General features: G+C 66.9%; 14 protein-coding genes. 6 read left to right on the forward strand and 8 right to left on the reverse strand.

Translation table 11 applies throughout. The annotated features are described in order from the left end of the window. The first annotated feature begins 8 nt into the window (after window positions 1-8). The 6 genes from WKW80_RS23850 to WKW80_RS23875 all read left to right on the forward strand — a co-directional run bounded on the left by WKW80_RS23850 (window position 9) and on the right by WKW80_RS23875 (window position 13,248). Complete coding sequence (locus WKW80_RS23850; protein ID WP_340366049.1) at window positions 9-9,467, forward strand: GAF domain-containing protein; 9,459 nt, start codon at window positions 9-11, stop codon at window positions 9,465-9,467. A 167-nt stretch (window positions 9,468-9,634) separates the two neighbouring features. Continuing rightward, a complete protein-coding gene (locus tag WKW80_RS23855; protein ID WP_340366050.1) occupies window positions 9,635-9,976 on the forward strand; it encodes an Hpt domain-containing protein in 342 nt (113 codons plus the stop codon). Then, entirely contained in the window at window positions 9,969-11,030 is a 1,062-nt protein-coding gene (locus WKW80_RS23860; RefSeq protein WP_340366051.1) for an adenylate/guanylate cyclase domain-containing protein, read from the forward strand. The genes WKW80_RS23855 and WKW80_RS23860 overlap by 8 nt, the downstream gene beginning before the upstream one ends. 44 nt (window positions 11,031-11,074) lie before the next feature. Then, entirely contained in the window at window positions 11,075-11,602 is a 528-nt protein-coding gene (locus WKW80_RS23865) for a hypothetical protein (RefSeq protein ID WP_340366052.1), read from the forward strand. A 79-nt stretch (window positions 11,603-11,681) separates the two neighbouring features. Then, a complete protein-coding gene (locus tag WKW80_RS23870; RefSeq protein ID WP_340366053.1) occupies window positions 11,682-12,446 on the forward strand; it encodes an SDR family NAD(P)-dependent oxidoreductase in 765 nt (254 codons plus the stop codon). 13 nt (window positions 12,447-12,459) lie between these two features. After that, window positions 12,460-13,248 carry an SDR family oxidoreductase gene (locus WKW80_RS23875; RefSeq protein WP_340366054.1) on the forward strand — a complete coding sequence of 263 codons (789 nt, stop codon included), beginning with the start codon at window positions 12,460-12,462 and terminating at the stop codon, window positions 13,246-13,248. A gap of 225 nt (window positions 13,249-13,473) precedes the next feature. Here WKW80_RS23875 and WKW80_RS23880 read toward each other — a convergent pair whose 3' ends face one another. The 8 genes from WKW80_RS23880 to fahA all read right to left on the reverse strand — a co-directional run bounded on the left by WKW80_RS23880 (window position 13,474) and on the right by fahA (window position 23,326). After that, a complete protein-coding gene (locus WKW80_RS23880; RefSeq protein WP_340366055.1) occupies window positions 13,474-14,283 on the reverse strand; it encodes a DUF2894 domain-containing protein in 810 nt (269 codons plus the stop codon). After that, window positions 14,255-14,908 (reverse strand): OmpA family protein, encoded by a 654-nt coding sequence (locus WKW80_RS23885; protein ID WP_340366056.1) that lies wholly within the window; start codon window positions 14,906-14,908, stop codon window positions 14,255-14,257. The genes WKW80_RS23880 and WKW80_RS23885 overlap by 29 nt, the downstream gene beginning before the upstream one ends. Next, a complete protein-coding gene (locus tag WKW80_RS23890; RefSeq protein WP_340366057.1) occupies window positions 14,908-16,998 on the reverse strand; it encodes a DUF802 domain-containing protein in 2,091 nt (696 codons plus the stop codon). The genes WKW80_RS23885 and WKW80_RS23890 overlap by 1 nt, the downstream gene beginning before the upstream one ends. A gap of 10 nt (window positions 16,999-17,008) precedes the next feature. Further along, window positions 17,009-17,701 carry a DUF3348 domain-containing protein gene (locus tag WKW80_RS23895; RefSeq protein ID WP_340366058.1) on the reverse strand — a complete coding sequence of 231 codons (693 nt, stop codon included), beginning with the start codon at window positions 17,699-17,701 and terminating at the stop codon, window positions 17,009-17,011. A 27-nt stretch (window positions 17,702-17,728) separates the two neighbouring features. Beyond that, a complete protein-coding gene (locus WKW80_RS23900) occupies window positions 17,729-19,321 on the reverse strand; it encodes an acyl-CoA synthetase (RefSeq protein WP_340366059.1) in 1,593 nt (530 codons plus the stop codon). A gap of 23 nt (window positions 19,322-19,344) precedes the next feature. Further along, window positions 19,345-20,466 (reverse strand): 3-deoxy-7-phosphoheptulonate synthase, encoded by a 1,122-nt coding sequence (locus WKW80_RS23905; RefSeq protein ID WP_340366060.1) that lies wholly within the window; start codon window positions 20,464-20,466, stop codon window positions 19,345-19,347. A gap of 200 nt (window positions 20,467-20,666) precedes the next feature. Then, on the reverse strand, window positions 20,667-22,049 hold the full coding sequence (locus tag WKW80_RS23910) for an MFS transporter (RefSeq protein WP_340366061.1): 1,383 nt from the start codon (window positions 22,047-22,049) through the stop codon (window positions 20,667-20,669). Between the two features lie 2 nt (window positions 22,050-22,051). Next, window positions 22,052-23,326 carry a fumarylacetoacetase gene (gene fahA, locus WKW80_RS23915; RefSeq protein ID WP_340366062.1) on the reverse strand — a complete coding sequence of 425 codons (1,275 nt, stop codon included), beginning with the start codon at window positions 23,324-23,326 and terminating at the stop codon, window positions 22,052-22,054. Window positions 23,327-23,441 lie beyond the last annotated feature (115 nt).

A 23,441-nucleotide genomic window follows, 5' to 3' on the forward strand; every position in this document is an offset into this window, starting at 1 on the left:
CACCATCCATGGATGCGCGCCTGGTCGAGACCGGGCTGCGCCTGTGCGGGCTGTGCAGCGAAAGCGAATTGCGCGAGGTGCTGCTGGCCGAGGCGGCCGCGCTCATCGACGCACAGCGCGTGTTGCTGGTGCTCGACTGCAAGAAGGACGGCCTGCACATCGCGGGCGCGAAGCTGCCGGCGGGTGAAGACGCCGCTGCGCTGAGGGAGGCCATCGAACCCTGGCTTGCGAAGGCACGCCGCTCGCGCAAGCCCAGCCTGCGGCACGGGCCCGATGGCGCGGACCCGGTCGACCAGCGCTCCTGCCTGGTCGCGCCGCTGGTCCACGAGGACGAACTCGCCGGCTACCTCTACGCCGACGTCGAAGGCGGGCACGGCCGCTTCGACAACACGCACCGCGACGCGCTGGCCTTGCTTGCACGCCAGGCCGCAACCGCCCTCGCCCACATCCGCCGGCAAGAGCAGCAGGCGCGCAAGCTGGCTGAAAGCGCGGACCAACTCGCCCAGCGCGCCGGCGAGATCGCGCTCATCAACAGCATCCAGCAAGGCGTGACCGCGGGGATGGCGTTCCAGGACATCATCAACCTCACGGGCGACAAGCTGCGCGAGTTGCTGCAGACCGGCGACATCACCGTCATGTGGCGGGACGCCGCGACCGGACTGGTCCAGGCGCTGTACCGCTACGAACACAACCAGCCGCTGCCATTGCCGCCGGCGCGGCCGTTGAAACCGGGCGAACCACTGGAGCGCATCTTCCTCGCGCGGGAGGTCGGCGTGGCGAACACGCGCGAAGACCAGACCCGGGTCGGCATGGGCCCATCGCCGGGCACCGACTGGGCGCACTCGATCGTCGGCGTGCCCATCATCGGGACCGACCGCGTGATCGGCGCCATCGGCATGCAGAACCATGAGCGCGAGTACGCCTTCGGACCCCACGAAGTCCGGCTGCTGCAGACCGTGGCGGCGAGCATGGCCGGCGCGCTGGAGAACGCACGCCTGTTCGACGAAACCCAGCATTTGCTCAAGGAGACAGAGGCGCGCAATGCCGAACTGGCCATCATCGCCGCGGTGCAGGACGCACTGGCCGGCGAGCTGAACCTGCAGGGCGTCTATGACGCGGTCGGCGACAAGCTGAGCCTGGTGTTTCCGCAGGCCGACGTGGGCATCCGCATCTACGACGCCGCTGCCAACCTGATGCACTACCCGTTCATCGGGCGCAAGGGCGAGCGATTCCGGATGGCCTCCACCGAGCCGGTCGGCTTCGGTGCGCAAGTGCTGCGCACGAGGCAAACGCTGCTCGTCGACGAGAACCTGGAGGCCCGGGCCCGGGAGGTCGGCTCGGTCGTGCTGTCGTATCACCCGAGCTTCCCCAAGTCGCAGGTGCTGGTGCCGTTGGTGGTGGCCGACAAGGCTGTCGGCATGATCTCGCTGGCCGACATGCGGCGCGAGCACGCATTCCTCCCTTCAGATGTGCGGCTGCTCGAAACCCTGGCCGGCAGCATGAGCGCGGCGCTCGACAACGCCCGCCTTTTCGCCGAGACGCAGAAGGCGTTGGCGCACCAGACCGCGACCGCCGAAGTGCTGCAGGTCATCGGCAGCTCCGTCGCCGACACCGGGCCGGTGTTCGACAAGATCATCGAATGCTGCGAGCGCCTGTTCCAGGCCAGCTCATTCGCCTTGCAGATGGTCGACGCCCAGGGTCAGCTGGCATTGACGCGCTGGCATGTGACCGAAGCGGGCCGCGCCGCCTGGGGCGATGCCACGGTCGAATTGGTCGGCCAGCTGATGAGGTCGAGCTTTCCGATGCCGCTGGCCGATACCTCCGCCGAACTCGCCTTCCGCACCGCGGACCTGGTGGAATTTGCCGACGTGCTGGGCGACCCGCGCGCACCGCTGGTGTTGCGCCGCAATGCCGAGCGCATGCAAACCAGCTTTGCCAATCTGGTCGCACCGATGATGTGGGAAGGCCGCGGCATCGGCATTCTCAGCATGCAGCGCACCCAGGTCGGCCCGTTTCTGCCCAGCGATCGCGTGCTGCTCAAGACCTTCGCCGAACAGGCGGTGATCGCGATCCACAACGCGCACCTGTTCAACGAGACGCAGGAGTCCCTGGCGCACCAGACGGCTGCAGCCGAGGTGCTGCAGGTCATCGGCAAGTCGGTGGCCGACCCGGGGCCGGTGTTCGACAAGATCATCGAGTGCTGCGAACGCCTGTTCGACGCCAGCGGGTTCGGCTTGATGATGGTCGACGCGCAGGGCCAGCTCGACCTGGCGCGCTGGCGGATCACGGCCAGCGGCAATGCCGAGATCGGCCCGGACCGCGCAGCCGCGATCGGGCCGGCGATGAAGGTGAACTACCCGATGCCGCTGGCCGGCACGGCCGCCGAACTCTCGTTTCGCACCGGCCAGTTGGTGGAGTTCGCCGACGTGCTGAGCGACCCCGGCGCGCCGTTGATATTGCGCCGTTATGCCGAATTCCTGGGCATGAGCTTCGCCAACATGGCCGCGCCGCTGATGTGGGAGGGCAAGGGCATCGGCCTGCTCAGCATGCAGCGTGGCCAGGTCGGGCCGTTCAAGCCCAGCGAGCGAGCGCTGCTCAGGACCTTTGCCGACCAGGCCGTCATCGCGATCCAGAACGCGCGGCTGTTCAACGAGACGCAGGAGGCGCTGGCGCACCAGACCGCGGCTGCGGAGGTGCTGCAGGTCATCGGCAAGTCGGTGGCCGATACCGGGCCGGTGTTCGACAAGATCATCGAGTGCTGCGAACGCCTGTTCGACGCCAACGCGTATTCCTTGCTGATGGTCGACAACCACGGCGAGCTCGCGCTGACGCGCTTCGGGTTCACGCCCGCGGGCCGCGCCGCACGCGGCGAGGAAGTAGCAGCCCGGTTCGAAGCATCAGTTCCGTCGAACTACCCGATGCCGCTCGCCGGGACCTCGGCGGAACTGGCGTTTCGTACCGGCGACCTGGTGGAAGTCCGCGATGTGCTGAACGACTCCGGCGTGCCAGCCGTCCTGCTGCGCAATGCCAAGCTCCTGGGATCGAGTTTTTCCAACCTCGCCGCCCCGTTGATGTGGGAGGGTCGCGGCATCGGCATACTGAGCATGGCTCGCCCGGTCGGACCGTTCAAGCCCAGTGAACGCTCATTGCTCAAGACATTCGCCGACCAGGCCGTCATCGCGATCCAGAACGCGCGCATGTTCAACGAGACGCAGGAGGCGCTGCACAAGGTCGAGGAGCGCACCGCCGAGCTGACCGAGTCGCTCGAATCGCAGACCGCCGTCAGCGACGTGCTGCGCGTCATCAGCGAATCGCGGACCGATGTGATGCCGGTGTTCGAGGCCATCCTGGACTGCACGATGTGGCTGTTCGAAGGCCCCTCTTCCTCGATCTTCACCTTCGATGGCCGCTTGGTCCGCCTGGCCGCGACCCGCAACTGGACGCCGGATGCATTGGAGGCTGCGCGCACGATGTGGCCCGCCCCTCCCGACCCGCACCAGATGAACGGCCGTGTCATCCTGGAGCGAAAGGCCCTGAGCAACGACGATGCGTGGGCGGACCCGGACTACGACCGCACGCTGGCGAACACCGGCAACCGGCGCCGAATGATCGCGGCGCCGATGCTCAAGAACGGCGAGCCTGTCGGCGTGATCGTGACCGCCTGGCCGGAACCCGGCAAGACGCCGCGACGGCAGATCGAACTGCTCCAGTTGTTTGCCGACCAGGCCGTGATCGCCATCGAGAACGTGCGGCTGATCAACGAAACCCGCGAGGCGCTGGAACGGCAGACCGCCACGTCCGAGGTGCTGAAAGTCATCAGCGCCTCGCCGACCGACGTGCAGCCGGTGTTCGACACGGTGGCCGAGCGCGCCGGCCTGCTGTGCCGTGCCGAAGGCAGTCGCGTATGGCTGGTCGCCGATGGAAAACTCCGCGCGATGACGAGCTACGGACCGCTCTACAGCGACATGCTGGGCACGGAATTGCCGCTGCGGACCACCTCGATCGCGGGCCGTTGCTTCCTGGAACAGCGTTGCGTGCACGTCGAGGACATTCTTCCGCTGATCGACACCGAATACCCGGACGTGCGCGAACTCCAGGCCCGCAATGGCTTCCGCACCGTGCTGGCCGTGCCGATGCTGCGCGAAGGCGTGGCCGTCGGCGTGATCTCCTTGTTGCGCAACCAGGTGCGGCCTTTCTCGCAGCCGGAGATCGCGCTGGTGCAGACCTTCGCCGACCAGGCTGTGATCGCGATCGAGAATGTGCGGCTGTTCAACGAGACCCGCGAGGCGCTGGAGCGGCAGACGGCCACCGCTGAAATCCTCAAGGTCATCGCCAGTTCGCCGGCCGACGTGCGTCCGGTCTTCGACGCCATCGTGCACAGCGCGCGGCGGCTCGTCGGCGGCCTGTCCGCGACCCTGTTGCGGCGTATCGGCGACTCGATTCACCTGGCGGCGTTCACCGAGACCACGGAGGAAGGCGATCAGGCGCTGAAGAAGTTCTTCCCCGTCCCGGTGCAGTCGGACTACATCTACCAGCCGCTGCTCACCGGCCAGCCGTTGCTCATGCAGGACATCGAGACGCACACCGAAGTCTCCGTTGCCTTGCGCGAACTGGCGCAGCTCAGGGGATGGCGCGGCCATGCCAACGTGCCGCTGGTGCACGAGGGCGTGCCGGTCGGCATGATCAGCGTGACCCGCGTCGCGCCGGGGCCGTTCACCCAGCACCAGGTCGATCTTCTGAAGACCTTTGCCGACCAGGCCGTGATCGCCATCCAGAACGTGCAGATGTTCAACGAAACGCAGGAGGCGCTGGAGCGGCAGACTGCCACCGCGAAAGTGCTGCGCGTGCTGGGCGGCTCGATGACCGACACGCAACCAGTGTTCGATGCCATCGTCAAGAACTGCGGCAAGCTGCTGCACGACAGCCGCGTCGTGCTGTGGCTGGCGGAGGCGGACGGCTTGCGCGCGAGGGCCAGCAACGGCGGCTTGCCCGACATGCTTGTGCCGGTGGACCACTCCAGCCCGATCGGCGCCTGCGTGGCGGACAGGCGCGTGATCCACCTGCCCGACCTGCGGGCGGCGGTCGCGCAGCATCCGCGGCTGCAACAACTCGGCGTGGGCAGCGGCTTCCGCTCGGGCATCTATGCGCCGCTGCTGCGCGAGGGCCGCGCTATCGGCGGACTGGCCGTGCTGCAGAAGGAACAGGACGCCTTCGACGACAAGGACATCTCGCTGCTGGAGTCCTTCGTCGGCCCGGCGGTGATTGCCATCGAGAACGTGCGGCTGTTCCGCGAGACGCAGGAGGCGTTGAACCGCCAGACCGCGACCGCGGATATCCTGCGCGTGATCAGCGGCTCGCCGACCGACGTCCAGCCCGTGTTCGAGGCCATCGTGGAGACAGGCGTCAGGCTCCTCGCGTGCGACCTCGCGCTGATACTGCGCTGCGAGGGCCAGACCATGAGGCCGGTCGCATCGTTCGCGCCCGACGGCCCGCGGCTCGATATGGGGCCGCCCGTCCTGCCGCTCGACGCAGCCATCAACTTCCCGTCGCGCGCGGCTGTCTACGGGCAGAACTACCACGTTCCCGATTGGTCGGCCATCGAACTGCCGCAGCAGGAGCAGCAGATACGGGCGCTGTTCGGCGTGAATGCATCGCTGATGCTGCCGATGATGCGTGAAGGCGAAGCCATCGGCGTGCTGACCTTCGCACGCAAGCAGGCAGGCGCCTTCGACCCCAAGCAGATCGCGCTGGCGGAATCGTTCCGCGACCAGGCGGTGATCGCCATCGAGAACGTGCGCCTGTTCCGCGAAACGCAGGAGGCGCTCGAGCAACAGACGGCCACATCCGAGGTGCTGGAAGTCCTCAACAGCTCGGTGGCCGACACGGTGCCGGTGTTCGACAAGATCCTGAGCAGTTGCGAGAAGCTGTTCAGCAGTTCGGAGCAAGGCATCCTGCTGTTCGGAGCCGATGGCTTTGTCGAACTGGCCGCCCACCACGGGCAGGCCTTGCCTGTGCTGCAGAAGATCTACGCGGAGAACATTCCGTCGAGCGCCTACGAGGCAGGCATGCGCAGCGGCAAGCCGATCCACTTCGTGAACACGCTGGCCCCGGACGCGCACCCGGCCGTGCGCCGAGTCGCGGAGGCACTGAACATCGGCCCCTACTCGCAACTGGTCGCGCCGATGCGCTGGAAGAACCAGCCGATCGGCTTTCTCAACGTGATCCGGGCGCCGGCCACCGGCTTCACCGACAAGGAAATCTCTCTGCTCGAAACCTTCGCCGACCAGGCCGTGATCGCGATCCAGAACGCACGCCTGTTCCGCGAGACCAACGAAGCGCTGGAGCAACAGACCGCCATCTCCGAGATCCTGCGCGTCATCAGCAGTTCGCCGACCGAGACGCAGCCGGTGTTCGATGCCATCGTGAAAGCCTGCCAGCAACTGTTCGACGGCCGCGCGGTGGCGTTCTGCCTTCCGCGCGACGGGATGGTGGAGACGGTGGCCTTCGCCGATGACGGTACGCGCGGCAAACAGGAAAGCGGCTTCATGGAACCCTGGCCGCTGGACCGCGACAGTGCATCCGGCGCCTGCATGCTCGACGCGCGCATCATCAACGTGAGCGACACGCAAGCCGGCGTCGCCGAATTTCCCCGCATGAAGGACCTGGCGCTGGCGCTGGGCTACAAGTCGGCGCTTGTGGTCCCGCTGATGAAAGAGCAGCGTGCGATCGGGTCGATTGCCATCCTGCGTGCCTACACCGGCGCCTTCACCGAGCAGGAGACGAAGCTCGCAGGCACCTTCGCCGACCAGGCCGTGATTGCCATCGAGAACACGCGGCTGTTCAACGAGACGCGCGAGGCGCTCGAGCGGCAGACCGCCACGTCGGAAGTGCTGCAGGTCATCAGCCGGTCGGTGAACAACACCGCGCCGGTATTCGAGCGCATCCTCGAGAGTTGCAGCCGCCTGTTGTCCATCGAAGACGCCGCCATCTACCTTGTGAGCGACGACGGCATGCTGTTGCCTGGCGCGCGCCTGGGCGCGCTCTACGAACGCGCGTTCCGCGCGTTGCCTCTGCCGCTGGCCAACACCTTGAGCGGCCGGGCCATGCAGGAGCGCCGCATCCTTCACTTCCCCGACTTGATGGCCTCGGAGGAAGTGCCGCAGCCCATGAAGGACGCGACGCGCTCGGTCGGCGACGGCTCGATCGCATTCGCGCCGATGATCTGGAACAACCGCGGCATCGGCACCTTGTCGGTGGTCCGCGTGCCGCCCCGCGCCTTCTCCGACAAGGAACTCGGCTTGCTGAGTTCCTTCGCCGACCAGGCCGTGATCGCGATCCAGAACGCGCGGCTGTTCAACGAGACGCAGGAGGCGCTGGAGCAGCAGACCGCCACCGCCGACGTGCTCCAGGTCATCAGCGAATCGATGGAGAACGCGCAGCCGGTGTTCGACAAGATCCTGGAAAGCTGCCAGCACCTGTTCTCCGGCTCGCAGATGGGGGTCTCGCTGATCGGCGAAGACGGACTGGTGCACCTGGGCGCGCACCGCGGCGAGGCCCGCGAAACCCTGGAGCGCTACTATCCGCGCCCCATCGACCATTCGCCGCTCGGCCTGGCCATGGGAGGCCCCGACGTGCTCCACATCCCGGATGCGCTCGCCGACCCGCGCCTGCTCCCCTTCATGCGCGAGGTGGCAGAGCAGATCGGCAACTACGCGATCATGATCGCGCCGTTGATGTGGGAGGGGCGCAACATCGGCTCCATCCACGTCACGCGCGATCCTCCCGCGCCGTTCGACGACAAGGAAATCAAGCTGCTGAAGACTTTTGCCGACCAGGCCGTGATCGCCATCCAGAACGCGCGCCTGTTCGACGAGACCAAGGAAGCGCGCGCCGCCGCCGAGGCCGCCAACGAAGCCAAGAGCGCCTTCCTGGCCACCATGAGCCACGAGATCCGCACGCCGATGAATGCGGTGATCGGCATGAGCGGGCTGCTGCTCGACACGCCGCTCAACGTCGAGCAGCAGGACTACGTCTCGACCATTCGCGACTCGGGCGACGCGCTGCTGACCATCATCAACGACATCCTCGACTACTCGAAGATCGAGGCGGGGCGCATGGACATCGAGGCGCATCCGTTCGACCTGCGCGATTGCGTGGAGTCGGCGCTCGATCTGGTCAGCACGCGCGCGACCGAGAAACACCTCGACATTGCCTATGTGTTCGAGGGCGAGGTGCCGGTGGGTATAAGCGGCGACCTCACGCGGCTGCGGCAGATCCTGCTGAACCTGCTGAGCAACGCGGTGAAATTCACCGAGACCGGCGAGGTGGTGCTGACCGTCACGTCGAACGCCCTGCCCGGCGGCAAGGCCGTCCTTACCTTTGCCGTGCGCGACACCGGTATCGGCTTGACGCCGCAGGGCATGGGCCGGCTGTTCCAGTCTTTCTCGCAAGCCGATTCGAGCACCACGCGCAAATACGGCGGCACCGGCCTTGGCCTCGCCATCAGCAAGCGGCTGGCCGAGTTGATGGGCGGCACCATGTGGGTCGAGAGCGACGGTCCCGGCACCGGATCGACCTTCTTCGTCACCATCGAGGTGCCGGTGGCGGAGATGCCGCCGAGCAAGCGGCGCATCTTCACCGGCGTGCAGGCCGAGCTCCAGGGCAAGCGCGTGCTCGTCGTCGACGACAACGCCACCAATCGCCGCGTGCTCTCGCTGCAGTCCGGCAAGTGGGGCATGGAATCGCGCGACACCGAATCGCCGCTGGAGGCGCTGCGCTGGCTGGCGCAAGGCGAACACTTCGACCTCGCCATCCTCGACATGCACATGCCCGAAATTGACGGCGCCGAGTTGGCCCGTCGCATTCGCGCGAGCCACGCCACGCTGCCGCTGGTGCTGTTCAGTTCGCTGGGCAGGCGCGAGGTCGGCGCAGATGCCGAATCGCTGTTCAACGCTTACCTGGCGAAGCCGATCCACCAGTCGCAACTGTTCGACACGCTGGTGGGCCTGGTCGCTCACGAACCAGTCGCAAAGCCCGCGCCGGCCGTCGCGGCCAAGCCGCAAATGGACCCGACGATGGCGGCACGGCATCCGCTGCGCATCCTGCTGGCCGAAGACAACGCGGTCAACCAGAAGCTCGCGATGCGACTGCTGCAGCAGATGGGCTACCGCGCCGACCTCGCCTCCAACGGCATCGAGGCGGTGGAATCGGTGCAGCGGCAGGCCTACGATGTGGTGCTGATGGATGTCCAGATGCCCGAACTCGACGGCCTCGACGCCACGCGCCAGATCTGCACGCTGATGCCGCCCGGCGAGCGTCCGCGCATCGTGGCCATGACCGCCAACGCCATGCAGGGCGACCAGGAAATGTGCATCGCCGCCGGCATGGACGACTACCTGACCAAGCCGATCCGCGTCGATCGGCTGGTCGAGGCCTTGAACAATGTTCCCGCACGCAAGGATCGATAGGATGACCAACGCCGGACCGCTCCAAGTTGCGACGGCCCCCTCGGGGGGCAGCGCAGTACACGAAGTGACAAGCGTGGGGGCTACATGACCAACGCCGGACCGCTCCAAGTTGCGAAGGCCCCCCTGGGGGGCAGCGCAGTACACGAAGTGACAAGCGTGGGGGCTACATGACCAACGAGACCATCGACCAGGCCACCTTTGCGGAACTGCAGGACGCCGCAGGCGCCGAGTTCGTGACGGAGCTGGTCCAGACCTTCCTGGAGGAGGCGCCCGAAATGCTGAAGGAGCTTCGCGATTCGCTGGCCGCGGGCGACGCCGACAGCTTCCGGCGTGCCGCGCATTCGCTCAAGTCGAACAGCCTCACCTTCGGCGCGCTCACGCTGGGCGCGATGGCGCGCGACCTGGAACTTGGCGGCTTCGCGGCCGTACGGCAGTCGGACGCACTCGATGCGCTCACACAGGAATACCTGCGCGTCGACGCGTCGCTGAAGGCGCTGTGCCATGTCTGACTCGCACCAGACAGCGGCTCGCCTGCTGGTGGCTGACGACAACAAGGTCAACCGCCTGCTGCTGACCCGCAGCCTCGAATTGCAGGGCCACAACGTCAAGACCGCCGAGAACGGCCGCATCGCGCTGGAGATGCTGCGCAGCGGCCCCTTCGACCTGATGCTGCTCGACATGGAAATGCCCGAGATGACCGGCTTCGAGGTGCTGGAGCACCTGAGCGCGGACACCCGGCTGCGCGACCTGCCGGTGATCGTGACCTCCTCGCTGGAGGGCGTAGCCGACATCGTGCGCTGCATCGAGCTGGGCGCCGAGGACTATCTGCACAAGCCGGTCAACGCGGTGCTGCTGAAGGCACGCATCGGCGCCAGCCTGGAGAAGAAGCGCCTGCGCGACCAGCTCAAGGAAATGGTGCGCCGCTTTGCCACATCCGAGGTTGCGCAAGACCTGCAGCAATCCGGCTTTGCGCTCGGCGGCCGCCGCGTGCAGGCCACGGTGATGTTCTCCGACATCCGCGGCTTCACCGCCATCGTCGAGTCGCAATCGCCCGAAGAAACGATCGAACTGCTGAACACCTACTACACGCTGATGTTCGAGGCGATCACCAGCCACGGCGGCGTAGTCAACCAGATGATCGGCGACGGGCTCATGGCGATCTTCGGCGCACCGCTGCCGCTCGACGACCACGGCGGGTGCGCAGTGCGCGCGGCGCTCGACATGGTCGAGATGGTCGGCCTGTTGAACCTGGAGCGCACCGCGACCCACAAGTCGGAGATCCGCATCGGCGTGGGCATCGCCACCGGCGAGATGGTGGCCGGCTACACCGGCACGCAGCAACGCGCGACCTACACCTGCATCGGCGACACCGTGAACCTCGCTGCCCGGCTGGAGGCCCACACCAAGCTGGCCCAACGCTCGATCCTCATCGACCCCGCCACCTACGGTGCACTCGACGGGCGCATTCCGGTCGAGGCGCTGGGGCCGGCGTTGTTCCATGGCAAGTCGGCGCCTGTGGATGTGTATGCCGTGAAGGAAGCCGATCTGGCTGGGGCGCATTGAGTCACCGCTCGTGACCCGGCTGCCAAGGCCAACAGGAGATTCGATTGCCCCAGTTCAACAACGTCATGATCATCACGGAGGACCAGGTCGGCGAGGGTTCTCCGCTGCTCTTTCCGAGCGTGTCGTCGTGCTCGGCTGTCGTGGCTTGTCTCGCGAACACGCTGGTCGGCGCTCATTTCACCCAGGATGTCTGGGCTGGCGTGAATCCGCAGGCGTTCACAAGGAAGCTTCTGGACAGGCTCACCGCCAAGATCGCCGGGCGCCAGATCGATCGCCTGCTGATCGTGGGATTCAACCAGGGCCACAACCCGCCGAAGATCGCCGCAGACCTGAACGTGCCGGCCGGCCAGTGCGATACGTACGACGTCTCGCGCAAGAGTGTCGCCGACATGACCTTGATATTCACCCATCAGGGCGCGGGTGTGCGGCCGAAGGTCGACTTCAAGCGCCAGACCAAGGTCACGGCTGCTGCGAATCCCAACCCGAACTGGACCATGGCCGACCTGCACAAGGGAGCGCCCGGCACCGCGACGACCGGGAAGCTGCACACGTTGAGAAAGCACTTCGTTTGAGGCAGGCGCCGCGTCGAATGCCTCCGCCATCGTCCTCCACGCCTGACCTTGGCGCCCGGATTTCTTCAAGGAGTTCCTGATGTCCCTGTTTTCCCTGACGGGCAAGGTGGCCGTCGTCACCGGCTCATCCCGTGGCATCGGCCGCGCCATTGCCGAGCGGCTGGCGGAGCACGGCGCGAAGGTCGTGATCTCGTCGCGCAAGGCCGGGTCCTGCGAGGAAGTGCGCGACGCCATCAACCGCAGGCATGGCGAAGGCTCGGCCATCTCGGTGCCGGCCAACATTTCGTCGAAGCAGGAACTGAAGCATCTGGTCGATGAAACGAATCGCCAGCTTGGCAAGATCGACATCGTGGTGTGTAACGCGGCGTCGAACCCGTACTACGGCCCGTTCGCAGGCATCGAGGACGACCAGTTCCGCAAGATCCTCGAGAACAACGTGATCGCCAACCATTGGCTGATCAGCTTCGCGGTGCCGCAGATGATCGAGCGCAGGGACGGCGCGGTCATCATCGTGTCGTCGATCGGTGGCCTGCGCGGCTCGCCGATCATCGGCGCCTACTGCGTGTCGAAGGCGGCCGACATGCAGCTTGCGCGCAACCTCGCCGTCGAATACGGGCCGCACAACGTGCGGGTCAACTGCATTGCGCCCGGCCTCATCAAGACCGACTTCGCGCGGGCCTTGTGGGAGGACCCCGAGGGACTGAAGCAACGCACCGCCATGACGCCGCTGCGCCGCATCGGGGAGCCCGACGAAATCGCCGGCGCTGCAGTCTTCCTCGCATCGCAGGCTGGTTCTTTCATGACCGGCCAAAGCCTCGTGATCGACGGCGGCGTGACCTGCTGAAGGAGCGTTCGAGATGGACATCAAGGGCAAGGTCGTCGTGGTCACCGGTGGTGCATCCGGCATCGGCAAGGCGCTGTGCGAGCGCTTTGCGCAGGAAGGTGCGCGCGGCGTGGTGGTGGCGGACCTCGATGCGGATGGAGCCCGGCGCGTCGCCGAATCGATTGGCGGCATGGGCGTTGGCGTGAACGTCGCCATCGAATCGGAAATGCAGGCGCTCGTACGGGCGGCGACCGAGCGCTTCGGGCAGGTCGACGTGTTCTGCTCGAACGCCGGCATCATCGTGCGGGCCGATGAAGACGCGGCCAATGCCGACTGGCAGCGCCACTGGGACGTGAACCTGATGGCGCATGTCTACGCGGCGCGCGCGGTGCTGCCCCAGATGCTCGCGCGTGGCGAAGGCTACCTGGTGCAGACGGCCTCCGCCGCCGGCCTGCTGAGCCAGGTGAATGCCGCGCCCTATTCCGTCACCAAGCATGCAGCCGTCGGTTTTGCGGAATGGCTCTCGATCGCGCACGGCGACCGCGGCATCCGCGTGAGTTGCCTGTGCCCGCAAGGCGTGCTCACGCCGATGCTGGTGGGCGCGGATGGAGAGCAACGCAGCAAGAGCTTTCTCGGCGAAGGCGCGGTGTCGCCGGAGACCGTGGCCGGCGAAGTGATCAACGCGATGCGCGAAGAACGCTTCCTGGTACTGCCGCATCCTGAAGTGCTGACCTTCCTGCAACGCAAGACTGCCGACTACGACCGCTGGATTCGCGGGATGCGGCGGCTGCGGGAGAAGGTGGTGGGGATGGTCGGGCGGTGAGCCGGTGAACGCGCCGCAAACGTGCTCTTCAGGTCGGCTACGTACTCTGATGCCCAACGGATTTCGAGTGCAGTTTCACGCCGGGAAGCCCTTCAAGATGCGGGTCGCAGGTCAGCAGGCTGGTTGCTCGAAAGCGTCGCCGTGGCAGCCAATGTCGTACCTCGCGTAAATCGACGAGTATTCGGTAAGAATCACCACCTCCTGAAAGTTCATGCCGGCCGCGTTTCAACCGGACTTGCCGCGACCAGCCTTCCTCTGACCCTCGGCGCGCGGGCTGTCGCTACCCGCTGCAGCATTCCCCCCATTCGCCTGCTCGAGCCACAACAACGTGTCGACATGCGCCATGAACCTGTTGAGGTATTCCGGCGACAGGTCGCGCATCAGCGTCAGCGCCTGATGCACGAGGTGTTGCGAGTTGAGCGGGCCGGCGTTTTCCGGCACCTTCGCCAGCGACTGCGTCAGCCGCCGATCGGCGCTGAGCTTGGACCATGTGCTCCTGAAGTGGCTGAGCGTCTTCAATTCGTGAGTGCCGGCGGGTGGGGGCGCCGTGCCGTCGGCGGCCGGGCCGCTCGCGTGGGACGGCGCAACCCGCCCGATGTGGTCGACGAGTTCGGCAAGCGGCCCGCGAAGGCCTGGGGCCGGCTGGCTCGCGCTCAGGGAAGCAGAACGCGGTGCCGTCGGGCCAGCCTTCTCCAGATCGTCGCCATACGCCTCCAGCAGCCTGGCGAGCTTGTCGTCCAGGATGCGCCGCGCGTTGCCGCTGTGCGCGGCCGCCCTTCTGGCCATTGCCTCGATGAAACGAAAGCGGACAGGATCCAGGCGATGAGCGCCCTGCTTGCGCCACGCCTCGATCGTCGTCGTGGTCGCGGTCGTGCTCGTGGTCGTGCTCGTGGTCGTGCTCGTGCTCGTGCTCGTGGTCGTGGTCGTGGTCGTGGTCCTGGTCGTGGTCGCAGCGAAGCCCATGTCGCCGACCACGGACGCCGCGCCACCTGCAGGCGACTCGTCGCTACGCACCGGGCTTGGCGATGATGGCATTGGACGGCCGCGGCGTCGGCGCCATTTCCACGCGTCGGTTCTTCGATCGCCCGTCGGCATCGGCATTCGACGCCACCGCCTGCCCGGACCCGAACGCCGCGGCAAATATCGAGCCCGACGGCAGGCCGTCCTCGATCAACGCCCGCGTCACCGTCAAGGCCCGCTGGGCCGACAGTTCCCAGTTGTCCGCGAACTGGCGGTTGCCGCCGCGCACCTGCCGGTCGTCGGTGAAGCCGCTCACCATCAGGATCTCGTCGCGCGAGTGCAGGTACTTGGCGAGCGGCGCGGCCAGGCTCTTCAGCAACTGCCGGCCTTCGGGCTGCAACTCGGCGGAGTTGAAGGCAAACAGCACGCTGCCGCTGATGCCGATGCGGCCGTTGTTCAACGTCACCCGGCCGGCGGCCAGCGGCCCTTCCAGCGCCTTCTCGAGTGCTTCGCGGCGCTGCGACTCCGCCTGCCGCTGCTTGACCTCGGCCTCCAGCTTCGTCGCGAGGTCCAGTTGCATGCCGAGCACGCACACCAGGATCAGCACGAAGGCGCCCAGCAGTCCCGACATCAGATCGCCGAAGACGGCCCATACCGGCACCGTCGGCTCCATGCCGGCGTCGACAAGGTCCTCGGTCATCACGCTTCGCTGCCCGCGAGGGCCCTCTGGCTGGCAAGCTGCTGCAGGTCCTCGACGATCTGCTTCTGAGACATGATGCTCAGGTCGATGACTTCGCGCGCCTGCGCCACGTAGTAGTCGAGTTGCTCGTCGCTTCGCGCGATGGACTTGCCAAGCGCGCCTTCGATGCGCTGCAGGTGCGCCACCAGCTTGTCGTTCGATTGGCTGAACAGTTGCACGGCGAGTCCGAACGCTTCGCCCAGGCTCGCCACCTCGACGGCGCTGCCGGTGACCTGCGCGGCAACGTCGGCCAGCTTCACGGTTTCCGCCTCGACCTTGTCCGTGAAGCGTGTGCCGACGCGCTCCAGCACATCCGCCGACGCAGCGACCAGCGCGTCGATGGCCGCGCGCTGTTCGGTGGAGGCATGGTTCACCGCACCGAGCAGGGTTTCCAGCGTTTCGAGGATCCGGCTGCGCTCCTCCAGCATCGCGTTGTCGCGCGCCATGCTGTCGGACAGCTTCTGGCGCAGTTCGCCGATCACTTCGGCAGCGGCCCGAGGTGCTTCCGAAGCCGCCTGCATGAGCTGTGCGATCTCGGCGATCGTGTTGCTTGCGTGCGCTTCCGACTGGGCCGAGATGTCGCGCCCGGTCTGCGCCAGCGTCTCGCAGATTTGCTGCTGCCGGTGCTCGGCTCGCGCGCCCGCTTGCTGCCATTCCTGCTGCAGCGTCGCGGCCATTGCTTCGAGCGCCTGGGTCCAGGCCGCGAGCCGCTGTTCGTCGCGCGAGGCCATCTCCATCTGCAGGCTGGCATGCGCCTGGTCCACTGTTTGCAGCAGCGAGGCGGTGTGCTGCCCGAAGCTTGCCGCGGCCGACGCCAGGGCCTGGTGAGCATCGCCTGACAGCTTCTCGCTGACGCGCTGGTGCTGTGCGAGCGCACTGCCCCAGGTGTCCGAGACGCTGCTCGCAGTTTTTTCCAGCCGGTCGGAGACGCCTTCCACAAGCGATGCCGAACGTTGCTCGAAGGTCTCGGCGAAGCGATCGAGCGACGTGCGCAAGTCGCCGGACTGGACTTCGGTCGCGCGCTGGTGCTCGGCGAGTGCGGTCTTCCAGATGTCCGTAACGGCGCCGGTGGTGGCCTCGAGCCGGGTCGACAAGCCGTCGAGCTGCTGCTGCACGCTGTGCTCGACGGTGTCGTGCAACGTCGCTGCTTCGCGCGCGATTCCGGCCATCGCGGCCTCGACGACCGGCTGGATCGTCGCACCGGCAACGCGGGCGCTTTCGGTCAGGCTTTCCTTCAGGGACTGGCCGACGGAGGTCGCAAGACCCGCATACACAGCCTCGGCCTTCTCATGAAAGCGGTCCTGGCTGGAGACGATGCGCTCGTTCAACGCCTGGCTTTGACGGTCCATCGCCGCCAGCATGTCCTGCAGCCGACCCACCAGTTCCGGCATCGCCTGGCCCTGCCGCTGCAGCAGCTTGAAGGACTCCTCGCGCTGGTGGGCTAGCGAGAAGACGCGCAAGCTGGTCGCGATGCGTGTATCGAGCAGTTGCGCAGCCTGAAGCCGGTCGCGCCGGCACAGGGCCGACACCAGGCCCAGCATCGCTGATGCGGCCACGCCCGCGACCGACGTGCCGAAGGCCAGTCCCAAGCCCCTGACCGGTGCCGCCAGCGACGAGCGGATGGCCTGCACGTCCGACGCGCTTTCAAGCGCCACGCCGGTGCCGTTCAGCGTGACCACCATGCCGAGGAAGGTGCCCAGCATCCCCAGCAGCACCAGCAGCCCTGCCAGGTACGGCGTCATGGCCGGGCCGGGCAATCCGACGCGCACGCCCTCGACGCGCAGCCGCACGGGGTTCTGCAGCGAGGGATGGAGTTGTTCGAGCCATTGGCCCAGGCCGGCCGGGGGCTCGGCCTTGTCCGCAACGGCGCGTGCCAGCGTGGCCGTCGCCTGATGGAAGTGAAGGAGTTCCAGCGCACCCATCAGGTAGAACGCGCCGACCAGCAGCGTGATCGCCAGCGCCAACGGGTTGGTGCCGACGTACCCCGCGCCGACCCAGCACACGGCGGCCAGGCCCACGAAGAAGGCGGCGTAATGAAGAAATCTGTTCATGTCGAAATAGTTACTTCACGCGAAGGGCTTCGAGCAGCCCTTCGACCGGTTGCAATCGAATATCCAGTTCGGCAAGCAACACGCCTTGCATGGCCTTGCCGAACGCCTCCAGCCACGCTGCGGGCGGGCCTCCACTTTCTTCCGAACCGACCGGCACCTGCGCATCGTCCAGCGCCGCCTGGTGGGCCTGGCGCAAGCGCTTGAAATGCTTTTCGAGCAACGCGGGCACGGTCGCCAGCAGCCGGTGCTCGTGCGCTTCCAGCGCCTGCTCCATGACCGCATCCACCGACGCCAGCCGCGCCATGGCAGGCGACCTGGCCGCCAGCACGGCCCGCAGGCGACCGCGCAAGGGGCCGATGCCCGCCTCCATCGCCTGTTGCCGGGCGAGGTAGCGCTGACGGTACGGGGCGAAGTCATCGGCCGTGAAAGCAGTGCCTTCGGTGATGGCCTTGACCAGCGCGGTTCGCACCCGCGTGCATTCGCGTTCCTCGGCGCTTGCGGAGGAACGCGCGCCAGAATTTGCACTCGCCGGGGGGCCATTCAACGCCGATGACAGGGAGATGGCGTCGGTCCAACCGAGCCAATGGCTCAATCGCTCCGCAAAGGCCTGTTTCGATTCGGGGACGCCGTTGTCGGTCAGTCGAGCCAGCAAGCGAATGAGCGCCGATCCGGTGAAACCTGTGCGCCGTGACACTTGCACCATATCGCCAGAGGAGAAAAACCGGGCAGTCTACACCGGTCGACCGCCCGCCCGACCGGGCGCCTGGGCCACGCCCGTTTCGCCCGCGTACATCAGGCGCAGCTCGCGCTTGAGCAACTTTCCAGTCGGATTCTTCGGCAGTGCGTCCGTCAGGATCACGCGCTTGGGCAGCTTGAAGCCGGCAAGACGCCCGGCGCAGGCCGCCAGCACCTGTTCCTCGGTCATGTCCACGCCCCGCTTGAGCACCACCACGGCCGTCACCGCCTCGATCCACTTCGGGTCGGGCACGCCGATCACCGCGACCTCGGAGACGCCCTCCACCCGGTAGATCGCCTCTTCCACCTCGCGGCTGGAGACGTTCTCGCCACCGGTCTTGATCATGTCCTTCTTGCGGTCGACGACGGTAATGTAGCCCTCGTCGTCCATCGTGCCGAGGTCGCCGCTGTGGAACCAGCCGCCATGGAATGCGGCGGCCGTGCGCGGCTCATCGTTGAAGTAGCCGGAGAGCAACTGCGGCGAGCGGTGCACGATCTCGCCGACCTCGCCCGGCTTCACGTCGAGCATGTCGTCGTCGACCAGGCGCGTCTCGACGTTGAGCGCCGCCTTGCCGGCCGAGCCCGCTTTGCGGAGCTGGTCCTCCGGCTTCAGCACGGTTGCGACGGGGGCGATCTCGGTCTGGCCGTAGAGGTTCCAGAGCCGCAGGTGCGGCATGCGCTGCTGCATCTCCTTCAACACCTCGACCGGCATGATCGACGCGCCGTAGTAGCCCTTCTTGAGCAGCGACAAGTCGGTCTGCCCGAATTCCGGCGCACGCAGCAACGAGATCCAGACGGTGGGCGGCGCGAAGAACGAATTGATGCCGTGCGCGACCATCATGGCCAGCAGGTTGGGCGCGGTCGGCTTGCTCGTGATGATGTTGGTCGCGCCCACATAGACGGATGGGCCGAGGAACACATCGAGCTGGGCGCAGTGATAGAGCGGCAGCGCATGCAGCAGCCGGTCGGAGGCAGTGAGCTCGATGTCGACCAGGCAGGTCACGTATTCCGAGATGATGGCGTCATGCGTCAGCATCGCGCCCTTGGGCCGCGACTCGGTGCCGCTGGTGTAGACGATCTGCGCCAGCATCGAACCATTCAATGCGCGCTCGGGTGCGGGACCGTCGAGCAGCAGGTCGTCGAATGCCAGCATGCCCGGCTCCGGCGCAGAGGCTTGTTCGGCCGGAAGCCACACCAGCTTTTGCACCTCTGTGCCGGTTATCGCCGCACGCGCAAGCGCGGCGTCTTCCGAATCCACGCACAGCATGCGCGCACCGGCATGCTGCAGGATGTAGCGCGCATCGTCGGCGTTGAGCATGAAGTTGACCGGAACCAGCACCGCGCCCACGCGCGCCACCGCGAATCGCAGCGCCGCGAAGGCATGCGAGTTGCGCGACAGCACGGCCACGCGATCGCCAACCTCCACGCCCTGCGCCACGAGGCCATTCGCCAGCCGCGTGCACACCGAGTCGAACTCGCGGTAGGTCCAGGCAGTCGATCCGCACTGGATCGCCAGCTTGTCGGGGTAGCGACGGCTCGTACGGCGCAGCAGGTCGCCGAGGGTTTGTCGGGCAATGTCTCCGGTCATGGGTTCTCCTTCGTTGCGCCTGCTCAGCCAGGAATCTTGCGGCGCGCCTTCACCGCGGATGCAAGCTCGTGAAGCACCGGCACCGTCTGCACGAAGCTGATGCACGCATCGGTGATCGACACGCCATGCTTCAACGGCGTGCCGGCGACGAGATCCTGCCGGCCTTCTTCCAGGTGGCTTTCGATCATCACGCCGGTGATCCGGCGGTCGCCCGAGGCAATCTGCCCGGCCACGTCGTGCGCCACGACGATCTGGCGCTGGTGCTGCTTGCTGCTGTTGCCGTGAGACAAGTCGACCATGACCTGCTCTCGCAGGCCGTTGGCGCGCAGCGCCACGCAACTGGCCGTAACGTCCGCCGCCGAATAGTTGGGCGCCTTGCCGCCACGCAGGATGACATGGCAGTCGTCGTTGCCACGCGTCTCGAAGATGGCCGCCATGCCCATCTTCGTCATGCCCATGAAGGCATGCGGCGCACGTGCCGCAAGAATGGCGTCGGCCGCCACCTTGATGCTGCCGTCGGTGCCGTTCTTGAAGCCGATCGGGCAGCTCAGCCCCGACGCCAGCTGGCGATGGCTCTGGCTCTCCGTGGTGCGCGCGCCGATGGCGCCCCAGGCGATCAGGTCGGCGACGAACTGCGGGCTCAGCAGGTCGAGAAACTCGGTGCCGGTCGGCAGCCCCAGCGTCGTCAACTCCAGCAGCAGGCGGCGCGCGCGCTCGAGGCCTTCATTGATGGCAAAGCTGCCGTCCAGGTGCGGATCGTTGATGTAGCCCTTCCATCCGACCGTGGTGCGCGGCTTTTCGAAGTAGGCGCGCATCACGATCACCAGGTCGTCTTGAAGCTCGTCGGCCACGGCCTTCAGCCGGTGCGCGTATTCGAGCGCCTGGTCATGGTCGTGGATGGAACACGGCCCGACCACCACGACGAGGCGCTCGTCGCGGCCATGGAGCACGTCGGCAATCCTCGCGCGGCTGCTTTCGACGAGGGCCAGCGTGTTGTCGCGCACCGGCACGCGCTCCTGCAGCAAGGCGGGGGTGATGAGGGGACGAACGGCGCCGATGCGCACGTCGTCGATGCGGGTGGTGTCGATGGTGCTGTCGCGCGAGCCGACTTCGGCATCGTGCAGGGGGTCGTCGAGTTGGTTCATGGAAGGATTTCGTGGGCCGAGCAGGTGTGCAGCCCTCGATTGTCCCTCGACGCGGTCGAGGCCCGATGCGCAACGGCCTGCCGCGCCGCATCTCCCGCCTCGTGCAGGGGATCGTCCAGTTTCATCATGGCGGGGAATATCGGGTGAAGGCAGTTGTGCTGCCCCCGATAGTCCCCTGCCCGCGCCCAGGGTCCGGCTGTTCAGTGCGCAACCGCCGGCTTGACACCTGCGCCGTGGGCGCGCCCGACGCCAGGAATGTGGCGCTTGACCATCAGCAATGCCACGACCACGAACACCATTGCGAGCCCCAGCATGGCCAGGTAGGCCGAAGCGCCGCCCAACGTGATCACGGCCGCGCCGGCAAAGGCGCTCAAGATCGCACCGAGGCGGCCGAAGGCCAGACCCGACGCCGTGCCCGTGGCCCGCACGGCCGTCGGATACACATAGGCGCACAGCGCATACATCGTCGATTGCACCGCGTTGACGAACAGGCCGTGCACGCCGATGCCGAAGATCAGCCAGCGCGTGTTGTGCGACACGTCGACACCCTGCAGGACAAACGCGCTGATCGCCGCGCCCATCGCGCACAACGCCAGCGGCCAGCGCGAGCCGAAGCGGGTGATGGCCACCGCGCACAGCAAGGGACCGAACACGCCACCCAGGTTGTAGGCCGTCAAGCCCGAGCCCGCAACCGCTGGCGGCAGTCCTTCCGCGGCCAGCATCGTCGGCAACCAGCTGAAGGCGCTGTAGACCGCCAGCAGGCACATGAAGAAGGCGGCCCAGATAGCCAGCGTGTCGCGTGCGCGGCCGGTCTCGAACAGCGACGTGAATCCGGCGCGTTTTTCCGTGGCCTGCTCTGCCGCATCGACGTACATGGTGTTTGCCGAGGTGGGCCTGGACATGCGCTGCAGGAGCTTGCCCAACTCCGGCCAACGGTCGCTGTGGCGGGCGAGAAAACGCGGCGATTCCGGCAGCAGGAAGAACAACGCGATGCTCAGTGCGATCGGGAACAGGCCACCGATCCAGAACAGCCCCCGCCATCCATACGCCGGCAACACCTCTGCGGCGAACAGCCCCGCGAGCATGCCGCCGAGCGGATAGCAGACGATGGTCACCGTCACCGCCAGCGTTCGCCGCCGCGCGGGCGTGAACTCCGCCGTCATGGTGGTCGAGCTCGGCAGCGCTCCGCCGATGCCCAGGCCGGCCACGAAGCGCAGTGCGGCGATGGCCAGCACGTCCGGCGCAAAGCCGATGCAACAAGTCGCGGCGCCGAAGATGAAGACGCTGGCAATCACCGCCATGCGCCGGCCGAAGCGATCCGCGAACAGGCCGGCGCAGGCGCTGCCGATCGCCATGCCGAGCAGGCCCGCCGCCACCGCGGGTGCGAATGCGCCCCGCGTGATGCCCCATTCCTTGATCAGCGACGGGATCGCGAAGCCGATCAACTGGCCGTCGAATCCATCCATGACGATGGCCAGCGCGGCCATGAAGACGACGAGCTTCTGCATGCCGGTGTAGGGGCCATCGTCCAGCACGCGGCCGATGTCGATCGTGGGCGCGGTTGCCCGGATTGCTGCGCTCATGCTCAGGCTCCCGTGATGGTTCCACTGACTTCGCCGAGGCCTATGCGCACCGCGCCGTCGCGCTCGCAGTAGCCGCGCAGCGTGAGCGTGTCGCCGTCCTCCAGGAAGGTGCGGCGCTCGCCGTTGGGAAGCGTGATCGGGTTCTTGCCGCCCAGCGTGAGTTCCAGCAGCGAGCCGGCCTGGTCGGGCTCGGGGCCCGACAGCGTGCCCGAGCCCAGCAGGTCGCCGGGCTGCAGGTTGCAGCCGTTGACCGTGTGGTGCGCGACCAGTTGCGCCGGCGTCCAATAGGCCGCCTGCGTGGTGTTGCCGCGCGTGAGGCGCGTGGCGGGCTCGCCGGCGGCGCGCATCTTCGCGGTCTGCAGCCAGACCTCCAGCGTGATGTCCAGGGCGCCGGTGTGCCGGTTCACGTCGCTGTCGAGGTAGGGCAACGGCGCCGGGTCGCCGGCCGGGCGCTCGAAGGCCTTCGCGCGAAACGGCGCGAGGGCTTCCATCGTCACGAGCCAGGGTGAAAGCGTGGTGGCGAAGTTCTTCGAGAGAAAGGGTCCGAGCGGCTGGTATTCCCAGGCCTGCAGGTCGCGCGCCGACCAGTCGTTGAGCAGGGTCACGCCAAACAGGTGCTGCTCGGCCTCTACGATGCCGATCGGCTCGCCCAGCGCATTGCCCTGGCCGATGAAGAAGCCCAGCTCGAGCTCGTAGTCGAGCCGCTTGGACGGGCCGAAGACCGGCGTATCGGCATCGGGCGCCTTGGTCTGCCCTTTCGGCCGCGGGAAGCGCTGGCCGCTCACGCCGATGGACGAGGCCCGGCCGTGATACCCGATGGGCACCCACTTGTAGTTGGGCATCAGCGGCTGGTCGGGCCGGAACAGCTTGCCGACCGTGGTCGCGTGGTGGATGCCGGTGTAGAAATCGGTGTAGTCGCCGATGGTGCAAGGCACGCCCATCTCGACATCGGCCTGGGCATACAGCGCGAGCTGCCAATGCTTCTGCCGCGGGCTGCCTTCGCGCAGGTCCTCGGACAGCGCGGCGCGCAGCGTGGCGCGCTCCGCAGGCGTGGCCGCCATGAGCAGGTTCATGTCGGCATGGTCGATCACGTGGGCCGCGGCCAGGTCCAGCACGCGGTCGCCGATGGCCACGCCGATGCGAAACGCCTCCTGGCTGCCGGCCGGACGGAAGCGGCCGAAAGGCAGGTTCTGGATCGGGAAGTCGCAGCCCGGCACATTCGCGGATTCGACCCAGCTGCGCAGCTTCGGGTCATGTGTGGCGTTCAATGGGTTCACGGGGATTCTTTCAAGTTCTTTGGGGAAACAGCGGAACCGGCGACGCCGCGCCGCTGGTGTTGCCCCCGGCAGGGGGCTGAAGGAGCGCACGACGTGCGCGGCGCCTGGGGGGCGG

This window comes from Variovorax humicola, assembly GCF_037889915.1.
GTDB classification, from domain to species: domain Bacteria; phylum Pseudomonadota; class Gammaproteobacteria; order Burkholderiales; family Burkholderiaceae_C; genus Variovorax; species Variovorax humicola.

Coding starts and splice junctions, on each gene's coding strand:
- WKW80_RS23905 (WP_340366060.1), bottom strand. CDS start 20,466: ATGAACCAACTCGACGACCCCCTGCACGATGCCGAAGTCGGCTCGCGC.
- WKW80_RS23875 (WP_340366054.1), top strand. CDS start 12,460: ATGGACATCAAGGGCAAGGTCGTCGTGGTCACCGGTGGTGCATCCGGC.
- WKW80_RS23860 (WP_340366051.1), top strand. CDS start 9,969: ATGTCTGACTCGCACCAGACAGCGGCTCGCCTGCTGGTGGCTGACGAC.
- WKW80_RS23870 (WP_340366053.1), top strand. CDS start 11,682: ATGTCCCTGTTTTCCCTGACGGGCAAGGTGGCCGTCGTCACCGGCTCA.
- WKW80_RS23900 (WP_340366059.1), bottom strand. CDS start 19,321: ATGACCGGAGACATTGCCCGACAAACCCTCGGCGACCTGCTGCGCCGT.
- WKW80_RS23910 (WP_340366061.1), bottom strand. CDS start 22,049: ATGAGCGCAGCAATCCGGGCAACCGCGCCCACGATCGACATCGGCCGC.
- WKW80_RS23895 (WP_340366058.1), bottom strand. CDS start 17,701: ATGGTGCAAGTGTCACGGCGCACAGGTTTCACCGGATCGGCGCTCATT.
- WKW80_RS23880 (WP_340366055.1), bottom strand. CDS start 14,283: ATGCCATCATCGCCAAGCCCGGTGCGTAGCGACGAGTCGCCTGCAGGT.
- WKW80_RS23885 (WP_340366056.1), bottom strand. CDS start 14,908: ATGACCGAGGACCTTGTCGACGCCGGCATGGAGCCGACGGTGCCGGTA.
- WKW80_RS23855 (WP_340366050.1), top strand. CDS start 9,635: ATGACCAACGAGACCATCGACCAGGCCACCTTTGCGGAACTGCAGGAC.
- WKW80_RS23850 (WP_340366049.1), top strand. CDS start 9: ATGGATGCGCGCCTGGTCGAGACCGGGCTGCGCCTGTGCGGGCTGTGC.
- WKW80_RS23890 (WP_340366057.1), bottom strand. CDS start 16,998: ATGAACAGATTTCTTCATTACGCCGCCTTCTTCGTGGGCCTGGCCGCC.